This is a genomic window from Flectobacillus sp. BAB-3569, from assembly GCF_002270355.1.
Taxonomy (GTDB): Bacteria; Bacteroidota; Bacteroidia; order Cytophagales; family Spirosomataceae; genus Flectobacillus; species Flectobacillus roseus.
In genome coordinates this window covers 109216-131686 of the sequence record NZ_NJFZ01000010.1, presented here as the reverse complement: position 1 = coordinate 131686, position 22471 = coordinate 109216, and the positions used below count along the sequence as shown (strand labels likewise).

17 protein-coding genes are annotated in these 22471 nt (G+C 36.6%); 6 read left to right on the top strand and 11 right to left on the bottom strand.

The window, feature by feature from the left end; all coding sequences use genetic code 11:
• Positions 1-6 precede the first annotated feature (6 nt).
• The gene (locus tag BWI92_RS11845) at positions 7-984 is read left to right on the top strand and encodes a hypothetical protein (RefSeq protein ID WP_095163472.1); all 978 of its coding nucleotides are present in this window, start codon (positions 7-9) and stop codon (positions 982-984) included.
• A gap of 132 nt (positions 985-1116) precedes the next feature.
• Positions 1117-2241 (top strand): hypothetical protein, encoded by a 1125-nt coding sequence (locus BWI92_RS11840; RefSeq protein ID WP_095163471.1) that lies wholly within the window; start codon positions 1117-1119, stop codon positions 2239-2241.
• A gap of 55 nt (positions 2242-2296) precedes the next feature.
• Here BWI92_RS11840 and BWI92_RS11835 read toward each other — a convergent pair whose 3' ends face one another.
• From BWI92_RS11835 to BWI92_RS11805, 7 genes are all read right to left on the bottom strand, one after another.
• Entirely contained in the window at positions 2297-3499 is a 1203-nt protein-coding gene (locus BWI92_RS11835) for a glycosyltransferase family 4 protein (RefSeq protein WP_095163470.1), read from the bottom strand.
• 111 nt (positions 3500-3610) lie between these two features.
• A complete protein-coding gene (locus BWI92_RS11830; protein WP_095163531.1) occupies positions 3611-4162 on the bottom strand; it encodes a WcaF family extracellular polysaccharide biosynthesis acetyltransferase in 552 nt (183 codons plus the stop codon).
• Between the two features lie 54 nt (positions 4163-4216).
• Positions 4217-5125 (bottom strand): glycosyltransferase family 2 protein, encoded by a 909-nt coding sequence (locus BWI92_RS11825; RefSeq protein WP_095163469.1) that lies wholly within the window; start codon positions 5123-5125, stop codon positions 4217-4219.
• Positions 5126-5136: 11 nt separating this feature from the next.
• Positions 5137-6291, bottom strand: coding sequence for a glycosyltransferase (locus BWI92_RS11820; RefSeq protein WP_095163468.1), 1155 nt, complete (start codon positions 6289-6291; stop codon positions 5137-5139).
• The gene (locus BWI92_RS11815; protein ID WP_095163467.1) at positions 6288-7376 is read right to left on the bottom strand and encodes an acyltransferase; all 1089 of its coding nucleotides are present in this window, start codon (positions 7374-7376) and stop codon (positions 6288-6290) included. The genes BWI92_RS11820 and BWI92_RS11815 overlap by 4 nt, the downstream gene beginning before the upstream one ends.
• An 84-nt stretch (positions 7377-7460) precedes the next feature.
• Positions 7461-8609: a glycosyltransferase family 4 protein gene (locus BWI92_RS11810; protein ID WP_095163466.1), complete on the bottom strand. Its 1149-nt coding sequence runs from the start codon at positions 8607-8609 to the stop codon at positions 7461-7463.
• Between the two features lies 1 nt (position 8610).
• Positions 8611-9948 carry a hypothetical protein gene (locus tag BWI92_RS11805; protein ID WP_095163465.1) on the bottom strand — a complete coding sequence of 446 codons (1338 nt, stop codon included), beginning with the start codon at positions 9946-9948 and terminating at the stop codon, positions 8611-8613.
• 741 nt (positions 9949-10689) lie between these two features.
• Between BWI92_RS11805 and BWI92_RS11800 the strand changes: the two genes are divergently transcribed.
• Positions 10690-11097, top strand: a complete 408-nt coding sequence (locus tag BWI92_RS11800; RefSeq protein WP_095163464.1) for a VOC family protein — start codon at positions 10690-10692, stop codon at positions 11095-11097.
• Between the two features lie 57 nt (positions 11098-11154).
• Here BWI92_RS11800 and BWI92_RS11795 read toward each other — a convergent pair whose 3' ends face one another.
• From BWI92_RS11795 to BWI92_RS11785, 3 genes are all read right to left on the bottom strand, one after another.
• Positions 11155-11808 carry an ABC transporter ATP-binding protein gene (locus BWI92_RS11795; protein ID WP_095163463.1) on the bottom strand — a complete coding sequence of 218 codons (654 nt, stop codon included), beginning with the start codon at positions 11806-11808 and terminating at the stop codon, positions 11155-11157.
• Positions 11809-12001: 193 nt separating this feature from the next.
• The gene (locus BWI92_RS11790) at positions 12002-13363 is read right to left on the bottom strand and encodes a RagB/SusD family nutrient uptake outer membrane protein (RefSeq protein WP_095163462.1); all 1362 of its coding nucleotides are present in this window, start codon (positions 13361-13363) and stop codon (positions 12002-12004) included.
• A 40-nt stretch (positions 13364-13403) separates the two neighbouring features.
• Positions 13404-16457: a TonB-dependent receptor gene (locus tag BWI92_RS11785; RefSeq protein WP_095163461.1), complete on the bottom strand. Its 3054-nt coding sequence runs from the start codon at positions 16455-16457 to the stop codon at positions 13404-13406.
• Between the two features lie 540 nt (positions 16458-16997).
• Here BWI92_RS11785 and sucC point away from each other — a divergent pair.
• The gene (gene sucC / locus BWI92_RS11780; RefSeq protein ID WP_095163460.1) at positions 16998-18197 is read left to right on the top strand and encodes an ADP-forming succinate--CoA ligase subunit beta; all 1200 of its coding nucleotides are present in this window, start codon (positions 16998-17000) and stop codon (positions 18195-18197) included.
• A 264-nt stretch (positions 18198-18461) separates the two neighbouring features.
• Here sucC and BWI92_RS11775 read toward each other — a convergent pair whose 3' ends face one another.
• A complete protein-coding gene (locus tag BWI92_RS11775) occupies positions 18462-19313 on the bottom strand; it encodes a M48 family metallopeptidase (RefSeq protein WP_095163530.1) in 852 nt (283 codons plus the stop codon).
• A 315-nt stretch (positions 19314-19628) separates the two neighbouring features.
• On the opposite strand from BWI92_RS11775, the gene BWI92_RS11770 reads away from it, so the two are divergent.
• Together BWI92_RS11770 and BWI92_RS28560 are read left to right on the top strand one after the other, a co-directional pair.
• The gene (locus BWI92_RS11770) at positions 19629-20240 is read left to right on the top strand and encodes a fumarylacetoacetate hydrolase family protein (RefSeq protein WP_095163459.1); all 612 of its coding nucleotides are present in this window, start codon (positions 19629-19631) and stop codon (positions 20238-20240) included.
• Positions 20241-20454: 214 nt separating this feature from the next.
• Positions 20455-22329 carry a M23 family metallopeptidase gene (locus BWI92_RS28560; protein WP_095163458.1) on the top strand — a complete coding sequence of 625 codons (1875 nt, stop codon included), beginning with the start codon at positions 20455-20457 and terminating at the stop codon, positions 22327-22329.
• The last annotated feature ends 142 nt before the right edge of the window (positions 22330-22471 follow it).

The window sequence follows — 22471 nt, the reverse complement described above, 5'->3', positions numbered from 1 at the left end:
TCGAATATGACACAATTAGTCTATACAGTTTGCTCAATTTCTCAAATACCATTTGCATTAGCATTGGGCGAAGACTTACAAAAATACGAACCTAATACACAATTTGTCATTGGTCTTGCAGACCGCCTACCTAGCGATTTGCCAGCCATAGCATTTCCCATCGTAGCTGCGGATGAACTAGGATTACCTTTTTTATCTGAAATGGCCAATAGATATACCGTAGATGAACTTACCCGTTCATTGAAACCCTATTTTGCTTCATTTTTAGCAAAAAAATATCAAGCGAATAAAATTATTTTTCTTGAAAGTCAAACTCAACTTTTTCAGTCTCTATCAAAAACATGGGAAATTCTCAACGAATATGATATCGTTTTGAGTCCTAATATAACCCAACAACGTAATCCCAAGCACCCAATCAATGAACCATCATTTTTGAATGCTGGACTTTATAATGCAGGATTTTGGGGATATAAACCAAGTACGCAAGCTGAGAGTTTTTTGACTTATTGGAAAGAAAGAACGAAGGAAAAAGGCTATTTCGATTTCTGCCACGGATTTGGGGCAGAACAACTCTGGTTAAACTTCATCCCTATTTTTCAAGAAAATGTATATATACAATCAGAAATTGGCGTTCATTATCACCCATATAATTGGGTCGAAAATCCGCTTACAATGGATGAGAAGGGAAATTATGTCATAGCGCAGTCATTTCCATTACAAATTCTTCAATGGCAAAATTTGTCATTGGCTACTCAAAAAGGCTACTTCAAAAATCAAATTGGAGTTAGCGAGTCCACTCTCAAAACTTTAAAGAAATTACAAAACGTCTATCTCTCAAATCTCAAAAAGTATACTGGCTTCAACAGCTTTGTTCCGAGTATGGGAAAAATAGAACAGAAAGCCTCTAAAAACTTTTTGAGCACTGCTATCGAGAAAGGGTGTTTAAAAATGATTGATTGGATAGAAGAGTTTGAGGTACAATAACTTAATGGAATATGTCGAATAGCATTGAGATTCGGCATGTTTTTTGTTCTTTCCAATCGTTAGTTATTTGCAAAGTAGTAATCAATCTTATAACCTCTACTACGGAATTCACAACATTCCTTAATCCTTACGATGGATACAAATCATTCACAAAATATCCTTGAACCTGAAGATTCAGAAACAGCCTACCGTGCCATGAGAGACTCTATTTTACAGGTTTTTCATTTGGGTACCAAAATCGCTAAAGAATCTAACCCAGACCATGAACTACAAGTTTCATGGGACTTGGCAGATACCTCTTTAATGAATTGGATTAGTGATACTCACTGTTATTTAAGCAGAAAAGGGCACAAACTCCAATTTTTAGCTCGTCCATCTAAGCTTGATATTATTAGTTTTACACTCAATGAAGGGGATAAACTACTGATTTGTAGCGAAAGTTTAAGACAACATTTATCAGACAATGAAATTGATGAGATTTTGCAGAAAAGTGATACTCCAGAAAATGGTATTCAAAATTTGCAAAATGTAGTTGACCCGCAAAAGAAACTAAAAATCAATCTTGTTATACTAGAAGTTATTAATAGTAAAGCCCCAGAGGAGCCCTTAGTTGTTAATTCTTCTCAACCTGTTGTAGAAGCGAAAGTAGAGAAAAAAATCACGCCTGCACCCGTTGTAAGCAAACCAAAAGACAAAGACAAAGAAACTAATTCGCTTATTCTTTGGACAAGTTTGGGCTTAATCGCAGGAGGGATTGCATTCTTTCTATGGTACAACTCTAATAGTCATCGCCTAAATGGCGATTCGGTACCAATAATCGATTCTGTTCAACTTAATAAAGCAAGTAATAGCGACTCTGCTGCGATTGCAAAAGCGAATGCTCAATTAAGCGAGGAATTAGGTATTGACACCAATAGTAGTGATGCAAGTACGCCTTCAAGCACAACCAGCGTACCAGACTCAAAAGAAAAGTCAAGTACCTCAACAGAAAGCTTTCAATCTTCAGAAAAAAGTACATCAGAGAGCTCTTCTACCAAAAGTAGTACTAGAAGTAAACGAGTTTTAACTCAAGACGAAGCTGTTCTTCAACAAGAGTTATTAAATCAGCAAAAAACCAAGTGGACTGCCATCAGAGATGCACTTCAACAAGAGGTTGACAATGGCTCCAAAGAGAGTATTGAGAAGCTTAAAAATAGCGAAATGGTACTTGGTAGAATTGACAAGAAACTCAAAGAAACTGCGAAATACCTTCCCTAACACCATAAAAAAACCTGTTAGCATGCTAACAGGTTTTTATTTTTCATTGTATATCTTAACGAATTTCTAAGGCAGGCTTAGCTAATTTTTTCTCTTCCAAGATAATAGCCTGTTGTTCTTGAATTTCTTTTTGTCTTTTTGCTTCGGCCTCCTCAGCCTCTAGCAATTCCTGACGTTTAGCATTTCTGGCTTTCAATATGTGAGACAGCCACATATATACTCCAAACAAACCTCCTAGAATATAAAGAGAGGTAGTATTGTCACTATTTTTAGTTATAAACAAAAATGCAATCGTTGATACTACAGTAAATACCCAAAGAACCATCGAAGCCTGTAGGTGAGTCATACCACTGTCAATCAAAATATGGTGTAAGTGGTTTCTGTCGCCAACAAATGGGGATTTTTTATCTTTCAATCTAACAATGAATACGCGAAGTGTATCAAAAATGGGAACAATCAATACCACAATAGCTAAGATGGGAGCACTAAACAGCGCATTTGGGTCAAAACGATAGGCAATGTTCAACTGTACAAATTTAATGGCAAACATTGTTAGCAAGAAGCCTACAATCAGTGAACCAGTGTCACCCATAAAGATTTTGGACGTCTTAGAATAATTAAAACGTAAAAAACCAAAAAGAGATCCTGCCATTGAGGCTGCCAGACAAGCCATCGCAAAGTAGCCATTCAAGTAAAACCACAAACCAAACAATCCTCCGCAAATCATCCCAATACCACCGGCCAAACCATCAATACCATCAATAAGATTAATCGCATTAATTAAGGCAATGAAGACAAATACTGTGAGCGGTAGGCTTAGAAGATAAGGAACCTCGTCAATACCAAAAATCCCAAACAAGTTTTCGAGGCGAACATCACCAAATACCACCACTAAAGCAGATGCAGCAATTTGTACATACATTTTCTTTTTGGGAGAAAGCACCAAAATATCATCTTTCACACCGAGGAAAAACAATATTACCATCGCTGAAATAGAAAGGTGCACAAATTCGCCCTCATCTGGATTACTCCAAAGAAAGTAGCTGATCAGCGTGGATGCAAAGATAGCGACACCTCCCAAAGTAGGTGTTTTCTTGATATGGGAGCTTCTTTCGCCAGGCTCAGCCATAAGGTTTTTCAAACGAGATATCTTAATAATTACAGGTATAGCCGCCACTGAAACAATAGCTGCTACTATCGCTGAAACTATAATTTGAAAAAGCCTGTCATTGTATATTTCAGTAAAAATACTATTCATAACCACTTAACTATGTGCCCTAAAGTTCAATTTTTAGCAAGAGCAATTTCGGAAAAACTCCTTAAATTTAATTATCGAATTTACAACTATTCTATAAAACAACAAGAATTACTAGGATAAAATGCTTCGGTCTCTGACTTTAACAGCTGGGTTACCTTGGTATATAGAGTAAGAATCTAAGTCTTTGGTTGCAATAGAACCTACAGAAAGTACAGCATGTGAGTGAACGGTCACTCCTGGACAAACAACCGCTTTTGCGCCTATCCATGCCCCTTCAGCCAATTTGATTTCACCAATCATTAATCCAAAGCCTGAACTTTTGTAATTATGATTGCCCGTCAACAACATTGCTCCTTGTGAAATACAAGTGTGATTTTCCAAGCTTACCCACGTATAATTATCAATCCAGACCTCCTCGCCTATCCAAACAAAATCTCCAATTCGCAAAAACCAAGGATATTTAATATTAACCTTTGGCTTTATCATAACACCTTTGCCAATTTGAGCACCAAACAACCGCAATACCCAAATCTTTAGACTCACAGGAATGGGCAAGTAATTATTGATTACACAGGTATTTACCAAAAACCAAAGGATTATTTTTGCCTTTGACCCAGGTTTGTACCATGAATTATCATATTTAGACAAATCTGTTTTAAACATTGTCTTCCAATTATCTCCAACACTATTTTCGTTTCCCTCCATTTATTATCTTAACTACGAACGAAGGTTCTTATTATACTCTTTTTGAAAAAAGTCAACAATCGCGTTTTTATCTTTTCCAACACGCTGGTAAACCTCATATATTTTGGCATCTACTAAAAAACGATACCAGAAGCCTTGTAAAAAATGCCATACCAAACCTTTAGTTCCATCCAGAAATCCTAATCTAAAAAAATACCTATAGATAAAGTACATGAATGGACGGGTAAATAAAGGTAAAGAAGCATATTTCATTTTCAAATACCTTTTCCTTTGTTCTTGCGAACCCAACAACTTTGGTTCAACCGACTCAAAATCTCTAAAATCATATTTCATATTGAGCAAGTCGATTACTTCTCTAATTGCATACAAATTATGTTTTTGAGTCCACCATGTCAAATTATTTAGATTATGGTCAACAATATCATGTGAAAAGTTTTGAGTAATACCCTCTGTAATTTTGATATGCTCATCCATCCAAGTCTCTTCGCAAACCCCTCGTCCATTTCTCCAAATTCTGAGTAACCAAATAGGGTAATATGCCCCATGACGAATCCATTTGTTAAAAAACATCACACGGCGTTTTACATAAATACCTGAAATCTGGTCATCCAAACCCGCTAGTTTATTCGAAATCTCTTCTGATAACTCAGGCATGATATATTCATCCGAATCCATTCGCATCAACCACTTGGTTTTGTGAGGATTATTCTCAATACCATAATTAAACTGTTGTGCATAATTCACCCAAGGATTGTACTGGACAATTGCGCCTAATCTTTCAGCTATTTCTACCGTTTTGTCGGTAGAACCAGAGTCGACGATAAAAATTTTATGGGTAAATGGCAAAATCGATTTAATACAACGGGCAATATGTTTTTCCTCATTAAAGGTTAGGATAATTACCGATATATCTTGTTGCATATTGCAATGGTTTATTTCATAATTTTAAAAAACTCATTCATGATACGTTTTCCTACGACGCGAATATCATATTGAGTTCTGACCAAATGTTGTCCATTTTTAGCAATCTTGTTTGCTAACTCAGTATCATCAAGAAGACGATTAATACCATTCTTGATAGAGTCAGAATCAAGGTCAACTATAATAGCGGATTCTGTGGCTATGATATTGTCAGCAAAGCCAACCTTATCCGATAATACCGAAGGAGTTCCTGAAACTAAAGCCTCTAAAGTGGCAATTGAGAATCCTTCCGAATGCGAGGGTAACACAAAAATATCTGCATCAGCAAAGGCCGCCAATTTTTCTTGTCCAGTCTTCATACCAATCCATTTGATATATGATTCTGCCTGATGCTGTTTGATGAAATCTTGGGTTGCCTCCAGATACCCATCGTCAGGACCAGCCAAGGCTAAAATAAAATCTTCTCGCTCTTTGGCTAAATCTCTCACCGCTGGAAGTAGCAAATCTAGTCCTTTCTTGATATTGATTCTACTCAAAAATAAGATAACCTTTTTATCTCCTGAAAAACCCAGTTCTTGTGCAAAATATCCCTTGTCTGGTAAATTCTCGAAAGGTTTTAAATCAATACCATTCGGAATCATGACAATATTGGGGTGACTCTCCCCTATAAAATTCGTAACATCTCGATACTCGTCTGCATTGAAAACATGGATCATTTCAGCTTTTTGTAATGCATTTTTCTGAAAAAGCCATCTAAATATTCTCTTTTTCCAATAGCCATTTCGATACGCCCAAGGGTCTAATAAGCCATGTACGGTAATACATTTTACCACTTTCAAATTCAATAAAAACGGCGCTACACTACCAAAATGCCAAATACCATGAATATGTATCACATCGAATTTTTCTCCGTGCTTTTTCAACCATTGGTATAACTCAGGAGAAAACTCGGCCCAAATACGAGCTAAACCGTGTCGCTTACAGCATACAATCTGTGCACCATCAGGTACGGGATATAGTTTTTGACCTTCAGAAATAGGAGTCAATATTGTAACCTCTGCACCATTAGCTAATTGTACAACCGCATTGTCGTAAATCACTTTTGGGGGGCCACCAATATCCCAAGTATAGGCACAAATATGTAAAATTCTTAAAGATTGACTCACTTGAAAATTTTGCTTAAATAAGAGGTTAGTAGTAATTCTAATTTTTTGTGCAAAAACACTGCCACCAAAATATTGATGACCACCACCACATAATTATATATCGACATCTGTAAGGCATCTAAAGTCACGCCAAACATATTGGGAATTCTATTTAAAATCAATAAAAATGGAAAATGTATTAGATACAGAACGTAGGATGCGCTACCTAATAACATTAAAAACGAAGGTGTTTTTAACTTATCTGCCTGTTCTAAGTTTAGTGTTCCTACCAAAATCAAAGAGGCAGACGAACCAAATATCATAATTCTTTTAAAGTTATCATAGTCTCCTACATCATACCCTCCAACAGCAATAATAACCAAAGCACACCCCAGCATTATATAAGATATAATCGGTGTAAAGCGTATTTTATCGAAAAAATGACAGATTATAACACCAAGCAAAAACTCATAATTATAATTGCTAAACAGATAATTGTAGTAAGATAAGCCTTTTGATGGGTCTAGAACAGGATGAAAAATAGAATTATGAATAGACAACAACAGCACCAACACAAGAATTACCAGTAGTTTTCGAGATAGGATTAATAACGAAAATAGCGCATAAAAATATAATTCATAACTCAATGTCCACGTAACAGGATCTACAGCTACGTGATGCGGGAATAAGGTATAAGTACCTAAATGTTGTAGAAAACCACCCGCATATTCTGTTGCAAAGCTTGCCACTTTTAATTGTTTGGACAAAATCCATTGTAACAATTGAATTCCTAGCACAACAATCCAATATATTGGAAAAATTCGAATGATTCTTTTTTTCCAATAATCCTTAAATTTACTGGGCTTATTCAAATAATCCTTTGCCGTAAAATAAATGATAAACCCACTTATTACAAAAAACAAATCAACTCCTGCAAATCCTATTCGAAAAATATCGCCAAAAATAGTTTGGGAATAATGCACTCTCATGTAACCCGATACATGATAAACCAATACCACAACCGCTGCGACACCTCGAAGTATTTGAATGGAATTTATTAATTTTTTTGAGACATATTTGCTGAGAAAGACAGAAAGAGAAGGCATATATGAGATATTTTTTCTCTGCCTTTGGGTTCAATATTTATGCAAGAATAGTTGAATTAGAAATACTAATGGTAAAATATGAGATTATTTCAAACACCGTTTGAATCCCAAATACATCTCTTGCGCAACTTTTTGTGGAGTATATTCCTCAATAATTTCTTTGGAAACACGTCCCATCACTTCGATTTTAGTAGGATTTTCGATAAAAAAATTCAACGCATCTGTTAAACTTTTACCATCATAAGGATTAATCGAAATGCCATTTTTACCATTTTGCACTAAATCTGGCGCACAACCACATTTTTCTGAAACAATTACTGGCATTCCACAAGCCATAGCTTCGTTGACGACCAAGCCCCAAGGTTCTGAATAACTTGGTAAAACCAATACATCCGATAAGGCCAAATATTTTGGTACTTCTCTCCAACCTACGCTTGGCAGAAAAGTAACTCCTTGAAAGTTGTTGTCTGAAATGATTTTTTCTAGCTCAGCCTTTTGCTCTCCCTCTCCCAAGAGTATTAACCCCCAATCGCCCTTAGATTTGCCTAAAGCTTCATTAAATGCCTCAAGCAACAAGGGAAGGTTTTTAAAAGGAATAAGCCTGCCTACAAAAATAAAATTCTTTTTAGCCAATCCTAATTGAAGTTGTTTTTCGGCTCTGCTTAGCTTGGCTTTATCATAAATCGCTCGAATACTTTTGTTATCGACACAGTTTTTATTGACAAGTAATTGCTCTGGTTTAGCTCCTAGGTCAAGCATATATTGAGCCGAAAGTGAGCCAAAATTAAAATATCCATCAAATTGTCGCACAAAAAAAGCTTTGATTTGCTCTTTTACACCTTTGCGCTGATGGTCACCAGCAGTTGACTCATTAGAGAGAATGGTTTTGATTCCAACTATTTTACAGTAAAAAAGTACAACCCAAAAAGCCAGATCATAATATCCTGTGATATTTACTACATCAGGTTTAAAACGTCTGATAGCAGCAAGCATACCTGTAACTCTTTTCTTGAGAGGTACATCCTCTAAAACGCCATCCTCTATCAACTCATACGGGTACTTAATACCAGAACGGTCTAAACTACCCATCGAAAGACGACTACGCTCTGTAGTGGCAATCTGAACGACAAGTAAACTTAAATCTTTGTTTTGATGACTAATCTCTTGCAATTCATCAAAAATCAGAGACTTGTAATGTGCCCATAGCACATTATGAATAATCAAAACTTTCATTTTAAACTTGTGTCGCAGGACTTGTTGGATTGCTGTTTTCTACAGAAGACGTTGTTCCTTTTGGTAATAAGTCAAGATAGGTCACTCCCATAAAACGAATCATTACCGCAAATACAAACCAATATGGCGTATCGTTTGGTCGTCCACCCGTAAAAAGTCCTAAGAAGTAAGTCAAATAAAAATAGGCAAGAAACATCGTGAATGGATTATTTCTAGCTTTCATTGCTTTTAATGATTCCTTTAAAATCAATAAATTCATTAAGCCAAAACTCCACAATCCGATGATACCATAATCCAACAAAGCTTCCACTATTGGCATATCCATGTACCAAAATCGATACCCTTTACCCAAAATCAAAGAATGTGGCTCACCATAGAGTATTGATTTAAAAAACTCTAAGTTTCCCACACGTCCCATGGCAGAATAGTCAATGTTTTTTTCATCAGCCATTCCTGCGGCAGTCAAAACAGCCTTTGTAAGAGCTGTACTTGAGTTCTCATAATAGCTTATTAAAATATCTAACAATTGCTGATGTGTTATAAAGTAATAAATAACTCCAGCAATCAACAAGAGCATAATCAATATATTTCGAGGACTAAAAAATCCTTTTATTGCATTTTTGATACTTGATGGAGATGAGTTAAAATAGACATACAGCGCAACCGCCATAAAGAATGCCAAGAGAATAGTACGAACCTGAGCCATGACTAATACGGCCAGTGAAATGAAGAAATTGGTAATACAAAAAAGCTTCCAAAGAGAGTTTCGAGTTTGAAACATGAAGTAGGAAGCAAAAATACCAGCAAACGCATTCCTTGCATATACGTGAGGGTTACCATTAGAAGCAGATGTACCGTCACCAAACACAACCGTTGCTCTTTGTCCAAGAACAAACAAGGGATTAGTCGCCATTGAGTAGATCAAACATATACTCCCCAAAAACGTCAAAGCTACTGTTACTGGTAAGAAATAATCCTTTACTTCGTTCGAAACAGACACCAGCATAAAGAAAAAAACTCCTATCAAGATATAGTTGGCAATATCTCTTCCCACAATATAGGTATCCGTATAAACATCATTATACGCATAAAAATAAATCAGAGAAACAAGCGTAAAAATCACTCCTAATCGAAAAATAGGCGTATTTAATTTGTAGAATTTCCTAAAAGTATCCGTAGATACCATAAAAACAAATCCAGAGCAAAAACCTGCTAGAGTAAAAGCTGAAGAACCACCAAATCCTAATGTCTCTTTGAAAAAGAATATCAAAGGAGACCCCATAAATACGAGGAAAATACCAATGGATTGGCGTGTATATTTAAAATCAAAAAGTTTCATCTTTGCAAAAATAACGAATCGACCACACTATCTTACCAAACAACACGCAATTTAATACGAATCTGTTAGTAAAGTAAACAATCTCATCATGAACTTCGTATTTGATTTGTTCAAACTTCTAAGTCAATCTACTTAATTCTATTTCTCCCCTTGCCTTTTCATTATCAGTATTGACATGGATTCCTAAGCATAAATGCTAGATGTTGAGCTAATAGTGCAAGAAGGATTCTAAAACTGACTATCTATTTCGGATATCGGATATCGGAAGAATAACCTTCTATATTTTGTAAAAAATACAGGTATTGTACTTTATTTCCGAAATTAGAAATCTCAAATCCGTAATCGTTAAAATCCTTCGTAAAGCTTTAGGTTTAAATGTAATATTACTATTATCAACACTTTATGTTCGCAATCAGTTAGTTTTTACATTGCATTCAGTTTTAAGCTATAGGCTATCAGCAAAAATATATGAATAAGGTCGTTAGAAATACTTTGATTCTTTTTGCCTGTAGCCTAAAGTCTAGTACCTATTACATGTACAATTTATTTAATGTGACCCACTTACTTGCTACATTCCCATCTCTGTTATAGCTTTTCTACAGACAATTGAATTTCAATCAATTACTATTAGTTTATCTCTGTTTTTTTCATAGAAATTGTATCATATTTTGAGTCCTAAATGGTAAATTTGGAATCATCCCCCTTGCTTAGTCTAAAATCCAAGTTAACAACATATAATAAATGAAGAGAGTGACAGGAATCGGTGGTGTCTTTTTTAAATGTAAAGACCCACAACAATTAAAAAATTGGTATGAAGAGCATCTAGGCTTTAACACCGATGAATACGGAACAAATTTTGAGTGGCGTCAAATGGACGAACAAAAAGGCTTCACTCAATGGAGTCCTTTTCCTGATAGCACTCAATACTTCGCGCCATCCAATAAGGAGTTCATGATTAATTATCGTGTCGATAATTTGAGAGAATTAGTAGAAATACTTCGCCTTGAAGGTGTCACTATTTTGGATGAAATAGAAGAACTAGAGTTTGGAAAATTTGTTCATATTTTAGACCTTGAAGGCAATAAAATTGAGCTTTGGGAGCCTTATGACACCGAATATGATAAAATCGTAAATAGCAGAACAAGCTAATAAAATTGTCTTACCCTAGACTGCTGAGTTTTGAAACCTAGGGTAAGACAACTATAATTAATTTACAATCAAGCCATCTTGCATAATGAGTTTACGGTCGGCCATATTGGCCAACTCCTCGTTGTGTGTTACGATAACAAAAGTTTGCTGAAATTGATCTCTTAAGGTAAAAAACAGTTCATGGAGCTCCTGTGCATTTTTTGAATCTAAATTACCCGATGGCTCGTCGGCAAAGATAATCGCAGGTGCATTCATCAGCGCTCTAGCCACGGCAGTACGTTGTTGCTCACCACCCGACATTTGTGAAGGTAGATTATTGATTCTATCTTTTAGTCCTAGCATTACTAATAATTCCTCGGCTCTATCCCTTACGGCTTTATCTCCTTTTCCACTAATAAATGAAGGCATACAAACATTTTCAAGTGCTGAGAACTCGCCTAGTAGGTTATGAAATTGAAAAATAAATCCAATTTTTTCATTTCTAAAAGTAGCCAAAGCCTTCTCTCCTAGCTGAGTTACATCTTGCCCATCGATAATTAAACTTCCTGAGTCTGGTTGATCCAATGTGCCCAATATGTGCAATAAGGTACTTTTACCTGCCCCAGAAGCACCAACAATTGAGACAATCTCCCCTTTATTGATATTCAGGTCTATTCCTTTAAGTACCTGCAAGGAAGCGTAGCGTTTGATGATATTTTTTGCTATTAACATTCTTAACTGCTGTTTTAGATGCCCTTCATATTTTATACGACCTTTCTCTGCATCTTGATTAAAACGGTAAAACCGATTGCTTCATTTTGAGATAGCAAAAAAACGATAATATTTCTGAAAAAGGAAATATCCCTAAAAACAAAAAGCACCAACTCTTAAGAGCTGATGCCTTTTGTTTTAGATAATTCTAGTATTAATATCCTTCATTCTGAACCAACTGAGTGTTTGCGTCAGTTTCTCTCATCGGAATTGGGAATATCAATTTGGGTGAGTTGAAAGGATACACTCTTACATCATTACCAATAGTTTTTACGATTGTTTCCTTATTACGTTTAATATCGTGAATCAAATGACCTTCAAAAGCTAATTCAAAACGACGTTCTTTCAAAATAGCATCTAAAGTCAATGAAGTATATAACGATGCATTAGCACGAGCTCTTACACGGTTGATATCAGACAAAGCTGTAGCACCCACTGGAGCACCACCCAAACGGAAATTAGCTTCAGCACGAATCAAATACATTTCAGACAAACGAATCTGTGGAATGTTGGCAAACTGGTCTGCCCATTTAGCTGTAAAAATATCTCCAGACTCATAGAAGAACAACCCGCGTTCATCACCAGATTCGTAAGAAGCTAAGTGTTTATCATTGATTTTGATATCTCCTCTACCACCATAATCTGGCGAAGCAAAGAAAGTATTATAACCATTATCGTTGTCTTGCTCTGTTTGTTGTACAGCAAAAATATCTTCTGATGAATTTGAACGGTTGTTAAACGCCAAATCAAAAGAAGCAACAAGAGAATACGCACCTGAAGTGATTACACGGTTGGCAGCTTGACGAGCCAATTCGTAGTTGCCTTGAGACAAATATACACGTGCCAATAGTGCAGCTGCAGTAGATTTACTGATAAAAATCCCGTTGGTTGCTGGCAACAACGACTCCGCACTAGTAAGATCTGTAATTACTTGCTGATAAACCTGCTCAACTGTATTTCTTGAAACAAAGTTTGCTTCAGTAATGGCTGCAGTTGGCGTAGTTACAACAGGTACACCCAAATTGGTTTTTGGATCACCATCTACATAAGCTTTGGCATAAGCTCTTACCAAGTTAAATAGCATCCAAGCACGAATTGCCTTAGCTTCGCCTTCAACCTTACTTTTCTTAGCAGTTGTTACTACACCAAGGTTTGCCAATACCGTATTGGCAACGTTAATAGTACGATAGGTATCTAACCAAGTAGTAGCAGCCTGACCATTATCTCTCAACATATTCTTATTGAATATCTGAGCAGGAGCCACAAAAGTACCTTGCCACTCGATATCGCCATTATCACCAATTAGCTCAGCATCACGCTGTGGGTTACCACCCAAAACATCTGCATCACCCATTGAGTCGTATGCACCAATCAAGATTGCCTCCACATCTGCCGACGTCTGTACCGCTGTTGAGGCATCAATATTAGTTACAGGCTTTACGTCTAGTTTGTTGTCGCAACTTGACAAGAACAAGCCAAGAGCGATAGTATATATTAATTTATGTTTCAATTTCATTGTTTTTCGATTTTAAGTTAACCTTTCAACTTCTCTCTAATTAAAAACCTAAATTCAAACCTACCGTGATAGTCTTAGGTTGAGGTGCCGAATAGAAGTCGTTACCAGCAGCTACACCACCCAAATAGTCCGTGTTAACTTCAGGATCCCATCCTGTATATTTGGTAAATGTCAACAAGTTGTTAGCAGTTGCATAAACTCTCAATTTGCTCAATTTCAACTTATTTACTACAGAGCTAGGGAAAGTATAACCCAATGTGATTGTTTTCAAACGTGTATAACTTGCATCTTGCAAATAACGTGAAGATTCTGCAGTACCATTTCCACCCAAATATCTGGCTTGAGGAACGTTTGTTATATCCCCAGGCTTTTGCCAACGGTTCATTTGATCTACAGTCTGATTATCATAGAAATCTCCATTTGCAGACATAAACTTACCAGCACCATTATATACTGAGTTACCATAAACTCCTTGGAATGTGAAAGAGAAATCAACACCTTTATATGAGAATTCGTTTGTAAGACCACCAATCCATTTTGGGTTAGGATTACCAATTACCACATACTCAGCTTGGTTTACATCATTAGTTGTAGCTCTATCTAATGATCCATCAGTATTTTTTGTATTCTTGTAATAAAGAGCATCACCATTTGCAGGATCAACACCAGCGTATTCAGGCCCAACAAAAACACCTAAAGGTTGTCCTTCTACCGCTCTGTTTAAGAAACCTCCCGTAATTACCTGACCTTGCAAGTTCAAGATTTTATTTACGTTTGTTGCAGCGTTGATAGCAGCCTTCCATTTCAAATCACCAAAAGAGTTATCAGTTCTTAATACAAACTCCCAACCTTTATTTTCTAATTCACCAACGTTTTTCAACAATGAAGAATAACCACTTGTACCAGGAACGTTTACGTTAAGTAATAAATCTGATGTTTTCTTGAAATAATAATCTACCTCAGCAGAAACACGGTTGTTGAAGAAACCAAATTCTACACCAATATCTGTTTGCGCAGTTTTTTCCCATCTCAAGTCAGGGTTCGCCAATTGAACAGGTCTTTGTCCTGGTGTACCTACATAACCAAAAGCAGCTGAGTATAAACCATTGGCAGCATTATTATTAATTTCGGCATTACCAGTCAAACCATAGCTTGCGCGCAATTTCAAATAGCTTATCTGAGGAATATCTTTGATAAACTCTTCTTCCGACACAATCCAACCTACCGAGGCAGACGGGAAGAAACCGTATCTATTGTTTGCACCAAAACGAGAAGAAGCATCTACACGACCTGTAAATCCGAACAAATACTTATTGCTAAATTTATAGTTCAAACGACCGAAATATGACAAGAATGAAAAGAATGTTTCAGTAGAGTTAGCATCCGCTTTTGTAGCACCTGAAACCAACATTTTATAAGAGTTACTTGGGAAGCTTCTTGCTGTTGCATCCATATAATTTCTTTTTGATTGTTGGTAAGACATACCCCCTACTGCTTGAATATCGTGCAAGTCGTTGATATTTTTATTGAAACTAAAGAAGTTGTTAGTCGAGTAGTTGAACATCAACGTATTCGTTTTGTATGCTTCTCCGTTTACTGCGGTAGTATTATTTCTTGCAGTTTCTTTACCGTAATATTGCTCTTCGTTTTGGAATAACATATCATAACCATACTCCGAGCGGAAAGATAGAGACGGAAGAATATTCCACTGTCCATATACATTGCCAATACTACGATATACTTCTGTATTGTTATCAGTATATTTTATCGACAACAATGGGTTGTAATATTGAGTAACCACAGCGCCGTTATAGCTATCTGTATACTCTCCTGTACGTGGGTCAATTACTGGTGAAATAGGTGACAAAGCCACAATTTGCATTGGAGTTGAGAACGCGTTATCGTTTGACAAACGAGTATTGAATGTTCTGGCCATGCTAAAGTTGATACCCAATGATACCTTATCAGAAGCTTTGTGGTCAACATTTAAACGGCTTGAAATACGCTCGAAACTGTTTTTAACGATAATACCATCTTGCTTGCTGTAAGAACCTGAAGCATAAAATTTAGTTTTGTCATTACCACCTGTGATGCTCAAATCAAACTGATTGATTTTTCCAGTTCTTAATACTTGCTTCTCCCAGTTTGTACTTGTGTAATTAGCAGAAGTTGGATCTTGCCAACGAGCTCTTTCGCCCAATGCGTATCTATCAAATCTGGTATAACCTCCTGAAGCAGAATAGCCATTATTTACACGAGCTTCGGTAAATAACTCTACGTATTGTGCTGTATTCAAAAACTCTCTATGGCCAGTAGCCTCACTCGACCCTGAGAAGTAGTTGATGTTTACATTTGTTTTACCAGACTTACCTCTTTTGGTTGTGATAAGAACCACACCATTCGAGGCACGCGAACCATAAATAGCAGATGCTGCTGCATCTTTCAAAATTTCAATCGACTCAATATCATTGAAGTTAATATCAGCAATTGGGTTGGTAGGCCCCCCCGTTGATGATTGGTCTGTTGATGTAATAGGAATACCATCAACTACATATAGAGGGTTGTTTCCAGCCGAAACTGAAGAAGAGCCACGAATACGAATCTTTACGCCTTGTCCTACTTTACCGTTACCAGACTCGATAAATACACCCGCTGCACGACCTTGGATAGCTTGTTCGGTAGAAACTACCGGCAAACCTTCAATGGCTTTAGAGCTGATTTGGGCAACGTTACCAGTCAAATCTCTTTTGGCTTGCGTACCATAACCAACTACCAAAACCTCTTCAAGCGCCTTGGAATCTTCTTTCAAAACAACATTGATGGTAGATTGTCCACCCACAGTAATTTCTTGTGACAAAAAACCAACAAAACGAAACGATAATACAGATTTTGAACTTGGAACTGTAATAGTAAAATTACCAGACGCATCTGATTGTGTACCTTTTGTAGTACCCACTACTTGCACCGTCACGCTTGGAAGAGCTGAGCCATCAGCCGAAGATGTAACCTTTCCTGTAATCTTGCGTTCTTGGGCATTCGATTGAAAGAAAATACCAACCACAAGCAGGAAACTCATTAGTAAAAGCTTCTTCATGAAGTGTATGTGTTTAGTTAAAAAATGAAAAAAATAGAAAAATCAGGTTACGTTGAGCACAACGCACCTCACAAGTTTACACCCGTAAAAATCAAAATGAAAGTAAATTCACTAATTAATAGCCATAAAATGAGTATAAACTACTAATAGCAACAAACCTCAGCTTAGTTTAGTTATAATTATGAGAAGAGAAATTATATAATTATTGGTAATATTATATTAGTGAGGCCAAGTTGTAAAAAAATCATTAACAAGTCAATTTTTTCATTCCGAAGGATAAAAATAATTTTTATTTTCAAGCCTGTCTCTGTACCTGTTACGGTTCATTTTAAGGATAAATAATCAACAGACTATAAATATTTAGCAAAGAAAAACACTATGTTTAGAACTTTGTCAGTAATTTAGCGAGCGATTTCTCCAATAACAGTGAAATGCGTACTATTGTTTGTCGCAAATTCACCAGCATTATTGGGTCATTGTCCCAAAAGGAAGCTTTTTCCTGCATTGTACATTAAAGTTTCATAAACAATTGTATATCAAATGAACATTCACGAGTATCAAGCTAAAGACATTTTGAAAAGCTACGGTGTTCGCATCCAAGAAGGCATCGTTGTTGATACACCAGCACTGGCAGTAGAAGCTGCCCGTGAATTAACGGCCAAAACTGGTACCGGATGGCACGTAGTGAAGGCTCAAATCCACGCAGGTGGACGCGGTAAAGGAGGTGGTGTTAAACTTGCTAAAAACCTAGAAGAAGTTCGTGAAAAAGCAGAACAAATCCTAGGAATGCAGTTGATTACTCACCAAACTGGTCCAGAAGGTAAAAAAGTTCACAAAGTTTTGATCTCGGAAGATGTTTACTATCCAGGTCCTTCTGAAATTAAAGAATTCTACCTTTCTATTTTGTTAGACCGCGCTAAAGGCTGTAATGTAATTATGGCTTCTACTGAAGGTGGTATGGACATCGAGGAGGTGGCTGAACATTCTCCAGAAAAAATTATCAAAGAATGGATTGACCCTCGTGTTGGTCTTCAACAATTCCAAGCTCGTAAAGTTGCTTTCGCACTTGGTTTGTCTGGTGAGGCTTTCAAAGAAATGGTGAAATTCATCAATGCGCTTTACAAAGCATATTTGAATACTGACTCTTCAATGTTCGAAATCAACCCTGTGTTGAAGACTTCAGATAATAAAATCCTAGCTGTTGATGCTAAAGTGAATCTTGATGACAACGCTTTGTTCCGTCACCCAGATTTCATCGCTTTGCGTGACACTAGCGAAGAGGATCCTTTGGAAGTTGAAGCTTCGGCAAACGACCTTAACTATGTAAAACTTGACGGTAACGTTGGTTGCATGGTTAATGGCGCTGGTTTGGCAATGGCTACAATGGACATCATCAAACTTTCTGGTGGCGAGCCTGCTAACTTCCTTGACGTTGGGGGTGGTGCAAACGCTAAAACAGTAGAAGCTGGTTTCCGTATTATCTTGAAAGATCCAAACGTTAAGGCTATTCTTATCAACATCTTCGGTGGTATCGTTCGTTGCGACCGTGTTGCTACTGGTGTTGTTGAAGCTTACAAAGCTATTGGTGATATTCCTGTACCTATCATCGTTCGTTTGCAAGGAACAAACGCTGCTGAAGGTGCTAAAATCATCGATGAATCAGGTCTTAAAGTTTACTCTGCTGTAGTTTTGAAAGAAGCTGCTGAGAAAGTAGAGAAAGTTTTAGCTGGAACTATCTAATTTAAGATATACCCAAAACAAAAAAGCTATCCTTCGGGATAGCTTTTTTTGTTTAACGCAATTCCAGATATTGCTGATTTGGGATGTTGGATTTCGGAAGTATAAGCTTCTGTATTTTGTGATAAACAAAGGTATTTTACTTTATTTCCGAAATTCTAAATCTGCAATAGTTTGAAATTTTTCGTACAGTCCTAGTAGATAATTGTAAATGTAAAATACTGAAAATTAAAAATCACATTCACAATTCAAAAATCACCACTTCTCCTAGTTTCTCTGCATTCCTCCCGAACCTGCTGGTCTGTAATATTTTAATGCCTCGGGAAGGAGTCTTTTGATATCAGCAATACGCTGCTCATCCGTTGGGTGTGTCGATAATATTTTTGGAGGTTTTGAGCCCGAACCTAATTTTGCCATTCTACCCCAAAAACCAATCGCTTCGTTAGGATCGTATCCTGCCATTGACATAAAAATCAATCCCAAGTGATCTGCTTCGGACTCTTGTCCACGACCATATGCTAATAAGGTCACTTGAGCACCAATTGGTGCTGCTACACCAAAAACGTTATTCCACAAACTCTGAGTTGCTTGTGGCTTATCTTTCATCGCAACACTAAGTCCAGCCTGACCAACTGCTAAAAGACCTTGAGCAAACATACCTTGACTCATGCGCTCAGCACCATGTTTGGCAATGGCATGCGATACTTCATGACCCATTACTACAGCAAGACCCGTTTCATTTTGTGTTACAGGCAAAATACCTGTATAAACAACCATCTTACCTCCTGGCATACACCAAGCATTTACTTCGCTACTTTGTACTAGCTCTGTTTGCCATTGATATCCTTGCAAATAATTAGGATTACCAGTTTGCTCAAAGTATTGTTGGGCAGCCTTGGCAATTTTATCTCCTACCTTTTTTACCATTGCAGCTTGTTGGGTAGTTGGAGATATTACTTTATTAGTATCCAAAAATTGTTTGTAACTCGTCAAGGCCATAGAGTTCATTTCGTCGTCTGATACCAACAAAAATTGCTTACGTCCAGTAATAGGTACACTACTACAAGCCCAAACTAATCCTGCTACTACAAGCGGAATGTATAATAAGATACGTTTCATAATGATATATAAATTGATAAATAAAAAAATGACGGTTGGCATTTCGAGGCTTAAATAATTGAAAATGCCTTTATGACTATACATATTTTGTATTCAGACGCAAAAGTTGTAAAAAGGTACTAAATTTTCTAGTATTTCGACGTAGTTTTGTAATAAAGTATAACATTCGTCAACCTTGCTAATCAGATAAGAATACATTGTTTGATGATATCATAGCATTAGCTCAATGCTATGACGCTGAAAATCATCGTTTTTGGGTATACTCGATGAAAATTACTTAGAGAACTCCTTCAATTTCACTATTAACGATTTTTTATGAAAATTTTGTGTATAGGTCGTAATTACGCCGAACATATCGCTGAACTTCAAAACGAACGTCCCTCAGAGCCAGTTATTTTTATCAAACCAGATACCGCGCTCCTTCGTGACAATGAGCCTTTTTATATTCCTGAATTTTCGAATGATTTACATTACGAGGTAGAAATCGTGTTGAAAATCAATAAAATGGGTAAAAACATCGAAGCAAAATTTGCCAATAAATACTATGAAGAAATCGGTATTGGGATCGATTTTACAGCTCGCGATGTACAAGCCAAATTGAAAGAAAAAGGTCTTCCTTGGGAAAAAGCAAAAGGTTTTAATGGCTCCGCTCCTATTTCTGGATTCTTTCCAAAATCAGAAATAGCAGATATGAATAATCTAAATTTTCGTCTAGAAATAAATAATGAAATTCGCCAAAATGGAAATACGTCGATGATGCTTTGGAATTTTGACGAAATCATCGCCGAAATTACTAAATATTTTACCCTCAAAACAGGCGACCTAATTTTTACAGGAACACCTGCTGGTGTAGGCGCCGTAAAAATTGGTGACCGCCTTACCGCTTATATTGAAGATAGAAAAATGCTTGATTTCGAAATCAAGTAATTTAGTTTGTATACTCGTCAGCAGGTTCATTCCTGCTGACTTCCTCATTTCATCAACGCTTCAAAGTTAAAATCCTCTACCCTATTATAGAATTAATTGTAGATTCACCTTTTAATAATAGAGTGTTTTGAAGAAAGTCTTATTCCTTTTATTCTGTAGTTTATCTCACATAGTTTTTTCTCAAAAACTTACTTTGCCTTATCCAAAAGGCAGCATGCTTTTTCCTATCAACCCCAATAAATTAAACCATTTGGCTGGTGGAATGGGCGATTTAAGGCATAATCATTTTCATGCTGGTTTAGATATAAAAACTCAAGGACGAGAGGGCTTGCCTGTGTATGCCTCCGATGAGGGGTATATTTCAGAAATGCGTATCCAAACACGTGGGTATGGACATGTAATGTACGTAACCCATCCCAAAACTGGCTTAGTCACTGTATATGGTCATTTAAAGGCGTTCGCTGAGCCAATGGCTTCTTACGTTAAACAAGAACGTTTGAAAAAACAAACCTTTGAAATTTCTGTAAAACCAGCGCCAAACGAATTCCCTGTACAAAAAGGACAACTTATTGCCTATTCAGGAAATACAGGAGGTTCGGCTGGGCCACATTTACATTTCGAGATTCGTGATGGGCGTAACAACCTTCTGAATCCTTTACTTTTTGGCTTTACTGAAATTGTGGATAATACTCCACCCGTTTTTCAGGAGATTGCCATAAAACCCTTGGAAATTGATAGTCGAGTGATGAGTGACTTTGAAACTCACAGATATTCCCCTACTAAGTCCAATGACGGGTCTTATTCCATTGCTGGAGGTGAAATTTTGGCTAATGGCTGGGTAGGAATTGAATTAATGGCTGTTGATCGCATGAATTATACACATCACACAAACGGTTTGAATTGTGTAGAAATGCTTGTAGACAATCAAGAAGCCTACTTTTTTCATTTGGAGAAATTCCCTGATGCATATTCAAACGATATAAACATACATCTTGATTACCCTACCTATAAAAGTTCGGGTAAGAAAATGCAAAAGCTTTTTATTGATGATGGAAATATAAATCTGCCTGTTTATAAACCTTTAGTCAATAAAGGTAAAATATTTGTAAAGGAAGGAGAAACCCGCCAAGTAACCATAAAAATATGGGACACTAATGAAAATATGAGTGTAATGCATTTTACGGTAAAAGGTCAAGCCATCAGCACTAATACTCCAACTCTAACTCCAAGCAATGCCCCAACTCAGGTAGCGACTTCAACAAAAGACAACACATTGATTATCAGCGCCAAAAATCTTAAAAACTCAAACCAAGTTTGTAAAGTAATAACACAGAGTACTGTGGAGAGTCTACCTATCAAATTTGTAAAAAATAATACTGCTATTTATCTCTGGGATTTGAGAAAAGGTATCCCTTCGAGCATACGTATCGACTCCACAGAGTTTCCTCTTGGCATCCAAAAAGCGATTTATTCAGGTGTCGACCAAACATTTAAGACTCTTGGCACAAGTATATTTTTCCCAGCCGAATCGCTATATGATACCTTGTATCTAAACACTAAAATCGAGAAAAATAAAATTCAAATTGCAGATGCGCTCACACCATTGAAGAAGCCAATAACGGTCACATTCAAGCCTTTAATATCTATTATTTCTCCTGATAAAACAGCGGTTTACAATCATGATCGTAAATTCCTTGGGGGAACTTGGAGAAATGGTGAGGTAACTTTCAAAACCGATATTCTTGGCGATTTTCAGGTATTGTCAGACACCATCCCACCAAAAGCAACCTTAGTCAATAAAACCCAAGACGGTTTTTCATTTCATGTTTCTGATAATCTATCTGGAATTAAGTCTTTCAAAGCCACCATTAATGGGAAGTTTGTTTTGTGTGATTACGAATATAAGAAGTCGTTAATATGGTCCGTAAAAAGTGATTCTACTCAGAATTTTATCGGAGACTTGGCCTTGGAGTTAGTAGATAATCAAGGGAATAGTAAAACATATACAGCAGTTATCGACAGCTTAAAAGCACCACAAGCTATTAAAAAAAGCCTCGATAAAGGCCACGAAAAAAATAGAAAAAAATAAGTGTTCTATACTGTTCTAAATAAAATTTTTCTCATATATTTGTGGAATATTCAAATCGTGTCTTTTTGACACCATATATTTAAGCCTCTAGAAATCAAAAACCTACTAGTAGGGGGATTTTTTTCTCGGATTATGTCCCAAT